The 14709-nt window shown below is 43.0% G+C and carries 14 protein-coding genes; all 14 read left to right on the top strand.

The genetic code is table 11. The features are described 5' to 3' along the window. Window positions 1–10 precede the first annotated feature (10 nt). The 14 genes from Q0688_RS06690 (at window position 11) to proQ (ending at window position 14705) form a co-directional block, all read left to right on the top strand. Window positions 11–886, top strand: coding sequence for a 23S rRNA (adenine(2030)-N(6))-methyltransferase RlmJ (locus Q0688_RS06690; protein WP_299074413.1), 876 nt, complete (start codon window positions 11–13; stop codon window positions 884–886). A gap of 15 nt (window positions 887–901) precedes the next feature. Beyond that, window positions 902–2767 carry a protein kinase gene (locus Q0688_RS06685; protein ID WP_299074411.1) on the top strand — a complete coding sequence of 622 codons (1866 nt, stop codon included), beginning with the start codon at window positions 902–904 and terminating at the stop codon, window positions 2765–2767. Between the two features lie 38 nt (window positions 2768–2805). After that, a complete protein-coding gene (locus Q0688_RS06680; protein ID WP_299074409.1) occupies window positions 2806–3666 on the top strand; it encodes an acyl-CoA thioesterase domain-containing protein in 861 nt (286 codons plus the stop codon). Further along, on the top strand, window positions 3663–4181 hold the full coding sequence (locus Q0688_RS06675) for a gamma carbonic anhydrase family protein (RefSeq protein ID WP_299074407.1): 519 nt from the start codon (window positions 3663–3665) through the stop codon (window positions 4179–4181). The genes Q0688_RS06680 and Q0688_RS06675 overlap by 4 nt, the downstream gene beginning before the upstream one ends. A gap of 407 nt (window positions 4182–4588) precedes the next feature. Further along, window positions 4589–5713 (top strand): alanine--glyoxylate aminotransferase family protein, encoded by a 1125-nt coding sequence (locus Q0688_RS06670; RefSeq protein ID WP_299074404.1) that lies wholly within the window; start codon window positions 4589–4591, stop codon window positions 5711–5713. Window positions 5714–5814: 101 nt separating this feature from the next. Then, window positions 5815–6489, top strand: coding sequence for a GntR family transcriptional regulator (locus tag Q0688_RS06665; protein ID WP_299074402.1), 675 nt, complete (start codon window positions 5815–5817; stop codon window positions 6487–6489). Next, the gene (gene prpB / locus Q0688_RS06660) at window positions 6486–7367 is read left to right on the top strand and encodes a methylisocitrate lyase (RefSeq protein WP_299074400.1); all 882 of its coding nucleotides are present in this window, start codon (window positions 6486–6488) and stop codon (window positions 7365–7367) included. Before Q0688_RS06665 ends, prpB begins: the two co-directional genes overlap by 4 nt. 86 nt (window positions 7368–7453) lie before the next feature. Next, window positions 7454–8578, top strand: coding sequence for a 2-methylcitrate synthase (prpC, locus tag Q0688_RS06655; protein WP_299074399.1), 1125 nt, complete (start codon window positions 7454–7456; stop codon window positions 8576–8578). A 66-nt stretch (window positions 8579–8644) separates the two neighbouring features. Beyond that, window positions 8645–11248 (top strand): Fe/S-dependent 2-methylisocitrate dehydratase AcnD, encoded by a 2604-nt coding sequence (acnD, locus tag Q0688_RS06650; RefSeq protein ID WP_299074397.1) that lies wholly within the window; start codon window positions 8645–8647, stop codon window positions 11246–11248. A 14-nt stretch (window positions 11249–11262) separates the two neighbouring features. Further along, on the top strand, window positions 11263–12444 hold the full coding sequence (gene prpF / locus Q0688_RS06645; RefSeq protein WP_299074395.1) for a 2-methylaconitate cis-trans isomerase PrpF: 1182 nt from the start codon (window positions 11263–11265) through the stop codon (window positions 12442–12444). 77 nt (window positions 12445–12521) lie between these two features. Continuing rightward, entirely contained in the window at window positions 12522–13223 is a 702-nt protein-coding gene (locus Q0688_RS06640; protein WP_299074393.1) for an SIMPL domain-containing protein, read from the top strand. Window positions 13224–13249: 26 nt separating this feature from the next. Further along, window positions 13250–13744: a GAF domain-containing protein gene (locus tag Q0688_RS06635; protein ID WP_299074391.1), complete on the top strand. Its 495-nt coding sequence runs from the start codon at window positions 13250–13252 to the stop codon at window positions 13742–13744. Then, on the top strand, window positions 13741–14028 hold the full coding sequence (locus Q0688_RS06630; protein WP_299074388.1) for a hypothetical protein: 288 nt from the start codon (window positions 13741–13743) through the stop codon (window positions 14026–14028). The genes Q0688_RS06635 and Q0688_RS06630 overlap by 4 nt, the downstream gene beginning before the upstream one ends. 20 nt (window positions 14029–14048) lie before the next feature. Continuing rightward, window positions 14049–14705, top strand: coding sequence for an RNA chaperone ProQ (gene proQ, locus Q0688_RS06625; RefSeq protein ID WP_299074387.1), 657 nt, complete (start codon window positions 14049–14051; stop codon window positions 14703–14705). Window positions 14706–14709 lie beyond the last annotated feature (4 nt).

Here is a 14709-nt window from a genome sequence, read left to right as displayed (position 1 = left end):
GAATGTACTCTTGTTAAGTTATCGACATAGCTTTCACGCTGGTAATCATGGTGATGTTTTAAAACATCTTTGTCAGATGTTGCTGATTGACAAACTCAAAAGCAAAGATAAAGGCTTTTGCTATTTTGATAGCCACAGTGGCGCCGGGCTGTATCAACTCGACTCGGCAGAATCCCTTAAAACCAATGAATTTATGCAAGGTATTAACCGTTTGTCAGGTCGTGCTGTGCAAAACACTGCACTAAACCAATATTTGGCCTTAGTGGCTGAATATCAAAAGTTTAAACAATATCCTGGCTCCCCAGAAATTGCCAAGTCTATGCTAAGGCCACAAGACAAAATGGTGTTAATGGAGTGGCATAATCAAGAAATTTTAAACCTCAAGAGCAATATAGGAGGTAAAAATATCGCTATTCATCACCGCGATGGATACGAAGGGCTGTTAGCTTTAACGCCACCTGCTATGCAACGTGGCATGGTTTTGATTGATCCCTCCTACGAAATGGCCAGTGAGTACCAGCAAGTGGTTGATACGGTATCGGCCACCTACAAAAAGTGGAGTTCGGCTATTTTTGCCATCTGGTATCCCCTTATTAGTGCGAGAAAAGATCCCAATAAGGATTTTGATAGCAGCGCCAGTAAAAAAGGTAAAAGTGAGGCCATGTTACAAAGCCTATCTCAGAGCGCATTCAAGAATATGCTTAATATAGAGTTATGCGTAACCGCTGCTGATGAAGCAGAGGGCATGTATGGCTCGGGGATGCTAGTGATCAACGCCCCTTGGCAGTTTGATATACGAGTCACTGAAAGTTTACAAGAGCTTAGCCCAATAATGGCGCAAAGTGCGAAGGCTTCTTACTCAGTTGATTGGTTAATCAAGGAATAAGTTAGTTTAATTATTATGTTGCAACCGGCCAATATTAAACATTTTTATATACCCGACGAACAGTCTATCTATTTGTTGTCTCATAAAGATGCCAAAAAACTTAAAGATTGGTTTAGTTTATGTACTGCGCAACTGCAAAAATTGGGGTATCAAGACATAGAGCTAATAGGCAAGGGCGCCTTTGGCTTTGCTTTTGCTGGTACTGTGTCAAAAACATCTACTGAGCAAGGGCCCAACAAAACCCAGAATCATCAGCAAGTTTTTAAATTTTCGCGAATAAATTTGCCTCAACATATTCAAGACCGCTTAGAAGAAGAAGCCTATATGTTGAGCTTGGTTGATCACCCTTATGTGCCTCCTTTAATTGAATATCAACGTATCAAAAAGCAATCTATTTTGGTGATGGACAGAGCCAAAGGCGAAGACTTAGAAAAAATCTCCCTTAAATATGGGCCTTTATCAGTACGTTTAATTATAAAAATTGCGGTGCAGTTAGCTGATATTCTGCTGAACCTTCGCTCACATAAGCAAGACGATGAATGTAAACCTATAGTCCATGGCGATATCAAACCTTCAAACATTGTATTTGACGAAGAAAACGAAGAAGTAGGACTCATTGATTGGGGATCATCGGTATTCGCGCAAATCGATCACCAGGGCCAGTTTGTGGGCAGTAATATTATGGATTTAATGTCTGGTGATATGCAGCAAACCAATGCCAGATTAGGGGATGTGTATTTTATTGGCGAAGACCAATTAAACGGTGGTTTGTCATCAGTACGTTTCGATGAACAGGGCTTGGCCAGTACTCTGTATGCTTTAGCGTCGGGCCAATCCAGTCGTTTTGGGCATAAGGTGATTACCCCCAACGCTTTAGGTTTACCCCAAGAGCTAGCGAAAACCTTATCTGCCATGATGAGTGATTCCCCAGCATTACGCCAGCAGGGCGGTGACTACTTTATTAATAACATGCAATATATTAAAAATGTGGTGTTAAATAACAGCCTACAACCAGCGCATATTGCCTTGATCCCCACTAGTGTAAGCCCCCACAGTAAAGAAATAGACTCTGTGGTGTATAGCTCACGAAAGTCGTTTTTACGCATTGAAACCGACCAAACTGAACAACAACTTAAATATATCGATGATGCACAATTCGACCGTTACTATAAAAATTATATGCAAGGCATGGGAGATACCGAAAAAGCCTTTGTCGCAGCAATAAGTCGTTTAGGCAAATACCCAGTAGTAGGCGGTCTAGCGGTAAGATGGGAAGAAACAGGGGTGTTTATAGACTCGAGTTTGAATTTGTATGATGCGGCGCTTAAAAAGTCATTTGAAGCATCAGTCAATAACGTGGTGCATTTTGCCAGAGCAATCAATCGAGTCGGGGTGTTTAAATGTTGCATGTTTAATGCGCGGGATACTCTGCATATCGAGAGAACTGATGAAGCTAAGCCGTTTATTCCTGAAATCTCCATGCAAATACCCTATGAGCTAAGTGCTGTGTCTCTTACAGAACATGATAGCCGTATGCATTCTTATTTTGAGGATGGTGACGATCCCGACGAATTATTAACCCTACCTAAACCGTTAATGAGCGTGATCAGTCAACTCAACAGTATTCATCACACCGGCTGTATTATTTTTGAAGCATTACCCACCCACCTTAAAATACATAGCGATTATAAGCTTTTGAACCATGGATTAGAGCTTGAATTTAAGAGTTTACTCAAGGATGTCATCGATCTTATTCCCACTATTGAAGGCCTTGGGATCTCGGGCTTTATGAAATTACCCTTCAAAGATACGCGATTTTTTACCCATCAAGGGCAATTACCTGATAAATTTTACCCTAAGAACCCACAACAAAGCACCTAGGGTAGATGTCCTCAGTGCCATAAATAGATAGAGAAATTATGTCAGACGTCAAATTAGTAGAGTTGTTAACCTTAGAAACACTAGAAGAAGGTTTGTTTCGTGGGCAAAGCTGGGATCTAGGGTTCCGCGCGTTATTTGGAGGTCAAGTATTGGGTCAAGCGCTTGCGGCAGCCCAGTTAACCTTGCCAGAAGGTCGTATCTGCCACTCTTTTCATAGTTATTTTTTGTTGCCAGGGGACGCCAATAAACCCGTGGTATTTGATGTAGAAAATGTGCGGGATGGCCGTAGCTTTTCAAGTCGCAGAGTGAAAGCGATTCAAAACGGCAAAAATATATTCTATATGACAGCATCTTTTCAAACACCCGAAAAGGGCCTCAGCCACCAATCTGCTGAGATGCCAGATGTGCCACCACCAGAAGAGATTGAATCCGACATCAAAGTGTTTGCTAGCAAAAGTGCCCCTAAACGTATGTGTGAAAGCGACGGTTATCACAAACCTATTGATATGCGCACAGTCGATTATGTGGATCCTACTAAAGCCGTTGTCCAAGAGCCAAAGCGTTATATTTGGATGAAGGCACAAGAGCTATTATCCGGCAATATCAACCTAAACCAAGTGATGCTGGCTTACGCTTCTGACTACCATTTTTTATCTACTGCATTACATCCTCACGGGGTGGCGAATAAAGATAAAAATCTAATTATGGCCACTATTGACCACTCAATGTGGTTTCATCATCCGTTCGAATTCGATGATTGGTTATTATACTGCGCCGAAAGCCCGTTTTCAGGAGGTGCCAGAGGTTTAGTTAGAGGACAGTTTTTCAATCGTGATGGCAAATTAGTGGCTTCAACCATGCAAGAGGGCTTAATGCGAAAAATAGGAGGTGAGCAATGATTTATTCTTTAGGGGCGGATAATGTGCAGTGCGATCCAGGTTCATTTGTAGCACCTGGTGCCCATGTCATCGGAAAAGTGGTGATGCATCAAAACAGCAGTGTGTGGTTTAATGCTGTGGTGCGTGGTGACTGTGATGTCATTACCATAGGCGCTGACAGCAATGTACAAGATGGCTCAATATTACATACTGATCATGGGATCCCTCTTACCTTAGGCAAAGGCGTGACTGTTGGTCATAAAGTGATGTTACACGGCTGTGAGATAGGCGATTATAGCCTAATAGGCATCAATAGCGTGGTGTTAAACGGTGCGAAAATTGGTAAATATTGCTTGATAGGCGCTAACAGCTTAATCACCGAAAATATGCAAATTCCAGATGGCTCACTTGTGGTGGGCTCCCCCGCAAAAATAATTAAAACTATTCCCGAGCATCAGCAAAAAATGCTCGAGCAATCTGCGCTTCATTATGTGGAGAATGCAAAACGGTTTTCCACTCAACTAAAGGCGGTATAGATAGCTGCCCCACAATTAACAAAAAGTACACAGACAAAAAAAGGCCCGAAACTATCACTAGCTCGGGCTTAGGGGAATGGCTCTATGATAGAGCCGTGCGCTAACTTTAACATTTACTCAATAAATAAAACCACAAAACAGGACTACTAATACTAGAACAACTTTGGCTAAATAATAGATTATTTTAAAAGAATATTTTAACTTTCAATAAATCAGTAGTTTATACCATTTAGCATTAAGGAGTGACCTATCAGAAAGCTGAGTAGAGTTAATTTAATTTTTTGTGAATTATTCAGAATGTATAGGTTTTTTTGTATTTATCTTAATTATCCTCAGTATCTTGTGTTGTAGCTATGGGCTTTTGCTGTAAGAATTAAGCCCATTATTTGCTAAAACTTGGAGCGCCCATGTCGTCATCATTTTCTTCTTTTGTCCCACCTTCTCGCGTACTAATGGGGCCTGGTCCTTCAGACGTGTATCCTCAAGTACTTGAAGCCTTAGCTCGGCCCACAATTGGGCATCTCGATCCTAAGTTTGTAACACTAATGGATGAAGTCAAGCAGCTATTACAATATGCCTTTCAAACCAGTCATGCCTTAACTATGCCTATTTCGGCACCGGGTTCGGCAGGTATGGAAGCAGTATTTGTGAATTTAATTGAACCAGGCGACAAAGTCATAGTGTGTCAAAACGGGGTGTTTGGTGGCCGCATGCAGCAAAACGTGCAGCGCTGTGGTGGACAAGCCATCATGGTGCTGGATACTTGGGGTAAACAAACTGATGTGCAAAAAGTTAGAGAGGCGCTGCAAGCCAATCCCGATGCCAAAGCCTTAGCTTTTGTCCATGCTGAAACCTCAACCGGGGTCTTAAACGATGCAAAAACACTGTGCCAATTGGCCCAAGAATTTGATTGTTTGAGCATAGTCGATGCAGTGACCTCTTTAGGCGGTAGCGAGTTAAAAGTGGATGATTGGCAGATTGACGCCATTTATTCAGGGACTCAAAAATGTCTATCTTGTGTGCCTGGCTTATCTCCTGTGTCTTTTAGCGACAAAGCCATTGCAGCCATTAAGCAACGGCAACACCCGGTGCAAAGTTGGTTTTTAGATATGGATTTAGTGATGGGATATTGGGGTAAAGGCGCAAAACGCGCTTATCACCACACTGCGCCTGTAAACAGTATCTATGCGTTACACCAATCACTGCTCATTCTGCAGCAAGAAGGCCTTGAAAAATCTTGGGCTCGCCATCAACAACATCATCAAAGTTTAAAAATTGGGTTAGAAAATTTAGGCTTAGAATTTGTAGTAGATAAGGCTTATCGACTACCTCAGCTAAATATGGTGAGTATTCCTGACGGGGTTGATGATGCTCAAGTACGCAGTCGTTTGCTCACTGAGTTTGAACTAGAGATTGGCGCTGGCTTAGGTGAACTAGCTGGCAAAGTCTGGCGCATAGGCTTGATGGGCTGTGCCTCAAGTCAAAAGAATGTTGATTATTGTGTATCTAGCCTAGCTAAGGTTCTATCGTAATTCGATTATTTACAATAGGGGAATTGTCGACAGTTCCCCTTGTTATTTTTATTGTAAGGTTTAATATAGTCATATCGTTTCTTATTGTCGACAATTAAGCTTTGCAACTCACAGCAACCACATCTACTAATGTTACCCGTGCCGATGCGGTATTTAGCGACCTTCGCCAGCGCATTGTGGAAGGTGATATTCTAACCGGCGCAAAGTTAAGTGAGCCAGAACTAGCCAAGTATTATGAAATTAGCCGTAGTACTTTGCGTGATGCCTTATCTCGCCTCGAAGGTTGCGGTTTATTAGAGCGAAAAGCCAATATAGGTTATCGGGTGGTGACCTTATCAATAGCGCAATTGCTTGATATTTTTAGAGTCCGAGAATCCTTAGAAGGCATGGCTTGTCGATTAGCTGCACAGAATATGACGGCGCTGGATATTGCCGAGCTAAAACACTTGTTAGAAGAGCACAATCAAAACGAATCACTGCAACAAGGCCAAGCTTATATTCAAAAAGAAGGTGATCTAGACTTTCATTTTCGTATTGTAATGGGCAGTGGCAATAAACTACTTATTCGTTTGCTGTGTGAAGAATTATACTATTTATTACGCATGTACCGATTTCAATTCGGTATGGCCAGCCCTCGTGCCAAAAGAGCATTGGGGGAACACCACCACATTATTCAAGCCATCGAAGATCAAGATGGTGAACTAGCTGAAATACTTATGCGCAGGCATATATCAGCATCACGCAAAAACGTCGAAAAACGGATGAATACTCTATGACCAGTCCCGGACAACGCTTTCGTCAAGCGCTAAAAGACAATCAACCGCTACAAATTGTGGGCACCATTAACGCCTATTCTGCCATGATGGCTAAACAAATAGGTCACCAGGCCATTTATTTATCCGGTGGTGGTGTAGCCAACGCCTCTTATGGTTTACCTGACTTAGGCATGACCTCACTCAATGATGTACTGGTAGATGTACAACGTATTACTGCGGCCTGTGACTTGCCTTTGTTGATTGATATTGACACAGGTTGGGGTGGGGCATTTAATATTGCAAAAACCATTCGTGATATGGAAAAAGCTGGTGCTGCCGCAGTGCATATGGAAGATCAAGTGGCGCAAAAGCGCTGTGGGCATCGTCCTAATAAAGAGATTGTGTCGACACAAGAAATGGTCGATAGAATAAAAGCCGCAGTGGATGCCCGCACCGATCCCGACTTTTTCATTATGGCCCGTACTGATTCTTTTGCTCAAGAAGGACTAGACGCCGCTATCGAACGGGCTAAAGCCTATGTCGCAGCAGGCGCCGATGGAATTTTTGCCGAAGCGGTGAAAACCGAAGAGCATTATCGTGCCTTTGCTGAAGCCTTAGATGTGCCAATCTTGGCTAATATCACAGAGTTCGGCCAAACTGAGTTGTGGAATAAAAAACAGCTAGGGGAGTGGGGAGCCGATATGGTGCTATATCCATTAAGTGCCTTTAGAGCCATGAATAAAGCCGCTGAAAATGTGTATCAGTCTATCCTTACAAATGGTGATCAAAAAGCGGTAGTCGATAGCATGCAGACTCGCATGGAACTGTATGACTATTTGGGTTATCACGATTACGAACAGAAATTAGATACCTTGTTTTCTGAAGGCAAAAATAAATAATTATCGCCACTCAAGGCGTAAATACAATCCTATAGCCATGGCTCAAGTAAACCATGGCCTGACAAAAAAATAAGTTGGAATCAATTATGGCGACAAAAAAATTAACAGGTGCTGGTCTTAGAGGACAAAGCGCTGGCGAAACTAAACTTTGTACTGTGGGTAAATCTGGTTCGGGTCTAACCTATTGTGGGTATGATGTGTCGGATCTAGCCGATAACGCTACATTTGAAGAAGTGGCTTATTTACTTTTTAACGGCGAATTACCCAACCAAGAGCAATTAGACAGCTATAAAGCCGAATTACTAAGTCAACGTGACTTACCACAAGCCTTGAAAGAAGTGCTAAAAATGATCCCTGCCGACGCGCATCCAATGGATGTAATGCGAACCGGATGTTCATTTTTGGGTAACCTTGAGCCAGAAACTGATTTTAGCCAACAAAATACCGCATCAAACCGATTATTAGCTGCGTTTCCTGCCATCATGTGTTTTTGGTACAGATTTAGCCACGAAGGTGTAGAAATAGATTGCATGACGGATGAAGATTCTCTTGGTGGGCATTTCTTAAAACTCCTTACAGGTGAAACCCCTTCTGAATTGCACAGTAAAGTCATGGATGTGTCGCTTATTTTGTATGCCGAACATGAATTTAATGCCTCGACATTTACCGCCCGTGTGTGCGCCTCTACTCTGTCTGATATGTATTCTTGTGTGACAGGCGCTATTGGTTCGTTGCGCGGACCACTGCATGGCGGAGCCAATGAAGCGGCTATGGATATGATACAGAAGTTTAGTTCACCAAGTGATGCCAAAGAAAAAATGGCGGGTATGTTGGCGCGCAAAGAAAAGATCATGGGCTTTGGCCATGCCATATATAGTGAATCAGATCCTCGCAATGTCATCATCAAAGCTTGGTCTGCTAAACTTGCACAAGAATTTGGAGATAGCGCGCTATATGATATTTCTGTGGCTTGTGAAGAGTTTATGTGGGATAGCAAGAAATTGTTCTGCAATGCCGATTTCTTTCACGCCTCGGCCTATTATTTTATGGGCATTCCAACTAAGTTATTTACGCCTATATTTGTGTGCTCACGTCTTACTGGTTGGGCGGCTCATATAATGGAACAACGTTCGAATAACCGCATTATCCGCCCAAGTGCCGATTATATTGGTGCCGAGCCAAGAAAAGTGCCGGCTATTAGTCAACGATAGAGGCATTTTTATTACAGGTCGGCAGCAGCCGGCCTGATTTTTCTTTTCTACTTGCTGGATCTACACATGAACTACGAATTTCGCAAACCACTGCCTGGTTACACTATAGGTGGAGCCCCAATTGATTTTTTTGACACCAAAAGTGCTATAGAAGCCATTAGTCCTGGGGCTTACGCCAAGCTGCCTTATACATCTCGAGTTTTGGCCGAACAACTGGTACGAAAATGTGATCCAGCAACCCTAACTGATGGTCTCAAACAGATTGTTTTTAGCAAGCAAGAGCTAGACTTTCCATGGTATCCAGCACGGGTAGTGTGCCACGATATATTAGGACAAACCGCCTTGGTTGACTTAGCAGGCTTGCGAGACGCCATAGCCGAGCAGGGCGGCGATCCAGCCAAAGTTAATCCTGTGGTTCCCACTCAGTTGATAGTTGACCACTCCTTGGCCGTTGAACATGATGGGGCCGACCCAGAAGCATTTGATAAAAACCGTGCCATTGAAGATAGACGTAATGAAGACAGGTTTCATTTTATCGAGTGGACCAAAACCGCCTTTAAAAACGTCGACGTGATCCCCGCCGGAAACGGCATTATGCACCAAATTAACCTAGAAAAAATGTCCCCTGTTATTCAATTAAGAGACGGCGTGGCTTTTCCCGATACTTGTGTGGGCACCGACAGCCATACACCTCATGTGGATGCATTAGGGGTGATTGCAATTGGTGTAGGTGGCTTAGAGGCAGAAACCGTGATGCTTGGTCGCCCTTCGATGATGCGCTTGCCTAATATTGTTGGAGTCAAACTAAGTGGTAAACGCCAACCAGGGATTACCGCAACAGATATTGTTTTGGCTATTACTGAGTTTCTACGTAATGCTAAAGTGGTATCGGCTTATCTTGAGTTTTTTGGCGAAGGAGCGGCCGACCTTACTATTGGCGATCGGGCCACTATTTCGAATATGACCCCAGAATATGGTGCTTCGGCGGGCATGTTTTATATCGATCAGCAAACCATCGATTATCTAAGAATTACCGGCCGCGAGCCTGAGCAAGTAGCCTTGGTTGAAACTTATGCCAAACACACTGGTTTGTGGGCGGATGACTTAAAAGATGCCGAGTACCAGCGGGTTCTAGAGTTTGATTTATCCTCAGTTGGCCGCAATATGGCGGGACCTTCTAACCCCCATCGCCGCGTTGCCACCACAGATCTCGCCGCAAAAGGTATTGCTAGTAGCACTGAGTCTAAAGAAGGCGAAATGCCAGATGGCGCTGTAATTATTGCCGCTATTACCAGTTGTACCAATACCAGTAATCCTCGCAACGTAGTGGCGGCGGGCTTAGTCGCCAAGAAAGCCAATGAACTAGGGTTAGTTAGAAAGCCTTGGGTTAAGTCGTCTTTTGCCCCTGGCTCAAAAGTAGCCAAATATTATTTACAAGAATCGGGTTTATTACCTGAAATGGAAAAACTCGGTTTCGGTATTGTGGCCTACGCCTGCACCACTTGTAATGGTATGAGTGGCGCATTGGATCCCATTATTCAAAAAGAAGTGGTGGACCGAGATTTATACAGTACGGCCGTGTTGTCGGGCAATCGTAATTTTGATGGACGTATTCATCCTTATGCTAAACAAGCTTTTTTAGCCTCACCACCCTTAGTAGTGGCTTATGCCATAGCGGGAACTATCCGCTTTGATATTGAACAAGATACCCTTGGCCATGATAAAAACGGTAACGCCATAACTCTTAAAGATATCTGGCCCAGTGACGAGCAAATTGATGCCATAGTGAATGAGTTTGTTAAGCCAGAACAGTTTAAAAAAGTGTACGGACCTATGTTTGATTTAGGTGCTTTTGAACCTGCAGAAAGTCCCCTATATGATTGGCGACCACAAAGTACCTATATACGCCGGCCGCCATATTGGGAAGGTGCCCTGGCTGGTGAGCGCACTATGCAAGGCATGCGACCATTGGCGGTGTTAGGTGACAACATCACTACAGATCACTTATCTCCCTCCAATGCCATTATGCTCAGTAGCGCCGCGGGTGAATACTTGGATAAGATGGGGGTGCCTGAAGTGGACTTTAATTCTTACGCTACCCATAGAGGCGATCACCTCACTGCGCAACGGGCGACTTTTGCAAATCCAAAATTATTAAACGAAATGGTTATGGAAGATGGCAAAGTCAAACAAGGTTCATTAGCTAGACTCGAGCCAGAAGGCACAGTACAGCGCATGTGGGAAACCATCGAAACTTATATGCAGCGTAAACAACCCTTGATAATAGTGGCAGGGGCAGATTACGGCCAAGGCTCATCACGAGATTGGGCTGCCAAAGGAGTGCGCTTAGCTGGGGTAGAAGTCATAGCCGCCGAAGGATTTGAGCGTATTCACCGTACTAACTTAGTGGGTATGGGCGTATTACCATTAGAATTCAAAGCCGGTACCACCCGCCAAACTCTTGATATAGACGGCACAGAAACCTACGACGTTGTGGGCGACTATGCGGCTGGTGCGACCTTAACCTTAAATATTACCCGTAAAAACGGCGAACAAGTTCAAGTGCCTATGACCTGCCGCTTAGATACAGCCGAAGAAGTCCGCGTATATGAAGCGGGTGGGGTGTTGCAGCGTTTTGCTCAGGATTTTCTTGAATCAACTGCCGTTTAGTAGGGGACTAAAAAATGAGTTTTAAGCCACAAATAGGTATAAACGCAACCTACATGCGCGGCGGTACTAGTAAAGGTGTGTTTTTTAAACTAGATGATTTACCTTCCTCGGCTCAAGTCGCTGGATCTTCCCGAGATAACTTACTGTTAAGGGTTATTGGTAGCCCGGATCCCTATGGTAAGCAAACTGATGGTATGGGCGGTGCCACATCCAGCACCAGCAAAACCGTTATTTTGTCCAAAAGTACCCAGGCCGATCACGATGTGGATTATTTATTTGGTCAAGTATCAATAGATAAACCTGTAGTGGATTGGAGCGGGAATTGCGGTAATTTGACTGCCGCCGTTGGCTCTTTTGCTATTAGCAATGGCTTGATTGATGCCAAGCGTATTCCTGAAAATGGTGTTTGTGTGGTACGTATTTGGCAAGCCAATATTCACAAAACCATTATTGCTCATGTGCCTATTACCGATGGACAAGTGCAAGAAACCGGTGATTTTGAGTTAGATGGGGTCACTTTTGCTGCGGCTGAAGTCAAAGTGGAGTTTGTCGCCCCAGTTGATGGCGAGGAAGCCATGTTTCCAACGGGGAATGTTGTTGATGACCTACATGTACCCAATATTGGCGATTTCAAAGCTACGATGATCAATGCGGGTATTCCCACTATATTCTTAGACGCACAAGCACTGGGATATGTGGGCACCGAACTTCAGGATGCCATCAATAATGATGTAGATGCTCTTGCTCGCTTTGAAACGATTCGCGCCTATGGTGCGCTTAAAATGGGGTTGATTCAAAATATTAACGATGCTGTAAGTCGTCAACATACCCCTAAAATTGCGTTTGTAGCCAAGCCCATTGGGTATCTTACCTCAAGTGGTAAAACCGTTGACGGTCAAAGCATTGACGTTTTGGTTAGAGCCCTGTCAATGGGTAAGTTACATCATGCTATGATGGGTACCGCTGCTGTGGCCATCGGCACAGCAGCGGCTATTCCTGGTACTTTGGTCAATGAGGCGGCAGGCGGAGGTTCAATTGAATCTGTCACCTTCGGTCACCCTTCGGGAATATTAACTGTTGGGGCGAAAACACAAAGTGACAATGGTATATGGTCGGTAAATAAAGTAGCTATGAGCCGCAGTGCGAGAGTATTAATGAAAGGTACCGTGTTTGTGCCATCTGATTGTTTTTCATAGGCTATTCATTTTTAGTTCATGGAAGTAAACTTATGATGATGGCAATTTATTCTCAAAAATTTACTTAAGGTTATTTTATGCGTATTGGTTTGTTAGTTTTATTCACCATGATGATGACTCATGCTGTTGCAAGTTCTTCTAAGGATGATATTCAGCAAGATAGAGTGATTGAAGTATCAGGTATTGGAAATGTACAAAGTGTGCCTGACCGCTTTAGTTTTAGTATGACAATTGAACAGAAGGGCGAGTTTGCCGCCGAGCTTAATAAAACAATTAACACCAAAACCAGTGCAGTGGTTCAAGCACTACTTAAAATTGGGGTCGATAAAAAAGCCATTCAATCTTTGCAAGTCAGGTTTAACCCTTGGATAGAATATGACAGTAAAACTAGAAAACAAAAAGGCTTTATTTTAAGCCGGCAAATTAACGTAACGTTGAAAAGCTTAGCTCTTTACGAACTTGCAATAGATAAGGTTTTAAATTTGGGCGTCAGTCATATTAATCAATTTACGTTTACAAACAGCCGCAATGATGAAAATTATCAACAGGCTTTAGAACACGCTCTTAAAAATGCCAGGCAGCGAGCTATTGATATGGCAAAAGTATTAGGCTTGAAATTGGCAGGGGTTGTATCCATATTAGAGCAATCATCTGGTACAGTCGCTCCGGTCATGATGCGAGCTAGGCAAGATCAAGCGTCATCTCAAGGTTATCAAGCCGGCGAAATGTCTACTCAGGCCAGAGTGAAAGTGGTCTTTGCGCTACAAGACGGTTTATAAAAATATAGATAATTAGGTTTAGATAAATGCTAGAAAACAAACAACAACAGTACGCTGAATTGACACAACAAGTTCAAGCTATTGTGGCCGGAGAGCATGATATGGTAGCGAATATGGCGAACATTAGCGCCATATTGTATTGGGCATTAGAAAAGGTTAATTGGGCTGGATTTTATGTGGTTAAGGATGGCCAATTGGTACTCGGACCTTTTCACGGGCAGCCGGCCTGTATTCGTATCCCAATTGGAAAGGGAGTGTGTGGCACAGCTGTTTCAGAAGATGCCGTTCAATTAATTGCAGATGTGCATCAATTTTCAGGGCATATTGCATGTGACGCGGCATCTAATTCAGAGATTGTGTTACCTATACGTCAAAATAATCAAGTCATCGCTGTTTTGGACATAGACAGTCCTGAGATCGCACGTTTCGATCTTGAAGATAAAGCTGGGCTAAGCGGCATTGTTAAGATATTGGAAGCCAGTCTAGCTCAAACAGATGAAGCGAAGAGTAAAGCAATATGAAACATATGGTGGATATTCAAGTCGTACTTGCCACTGTAGAGGATATGGATTTTTGGGAAGATAGAGCAAGTGAGGCGACAGATAGAATAAATACAATTCTACATATGCTCTTTGATCACGCCGATGAAGATATTAATTCCAACTCTTTAGAGAATATGATCCAGTATATTTGGGAAAATTGGCGAGAAGATGCACATTTACTCGATATAGATGAAGATGATTTGTATGACTGGGTTGACCAACTTCTGGCAACTTGGGATGATGAGCATCAAGAACCCCGTTAACTAATAAACTAGAAGACTGAATGGACAATCCACAAAAATTTTCAAACAGCAAAGAAGTGATAACTTTTTTAGTTGAACAATTCCCCACTTGTTTTAGTACTAAAGGTGATGCTAAACCTTTAAAAATAGGTATTTTTCAAGATTTAGCAGAGCGTTTAGAAAATGAAGAGCGAGTAAGTAAAACCTTACTGCGTTCGTCACTGCGTCATTACACCAATAGTTGGCGTTATTTACATAGCATCAAGAAAGGTGCTCATCGCATTGATTTGGATGGTAATAATGTTGCTGCTATTGAGGATGAACATGTAGAACATGCCAAAAAGCAACTTGATGAAAGTAAAGCCAAAGTGGCAGAAAAGCGTAAAGAACAGCAAAAGGAACAAAAAGCTGCTGGTGTTGATGTTAAAGCTGCTTTCAAGAAAAAAGAAGCGCCTAAGTTTAAACCAACCTCTAAAGTTGCCAAAAAAGAGCAGATCAAGGTTAAACAACCACCCGCAGCTAGATTAGAGCAGCAGCACATAGTCACAGGTACTGCTGTGACTGTGAAAATTGGTAAAAGCCCCATGCCAGCTACTATTACCGACGTAACTAAAGATGGCATTCAAGTGCAACTTGATACTGGAATGGTGGTCAAAGTTCAGTTGGACAACCTAAGGTTGGCACGTACTAAGAGGTAAATTC

It is taken from the genome of uncultured Paraglaciecola sp., assembly GCF_937123705.1.
In the GTDB taxonomy this organism is placed as follows: domain Bacteria; phylum Pseudomonadota; class Gammaproteobacteria; order Enterobacterales; family Alteromonadaceae; genus Paraglaciecola.
This window is presented reverse-complemented; position numbering and strand designations above follow the sequence as displayed.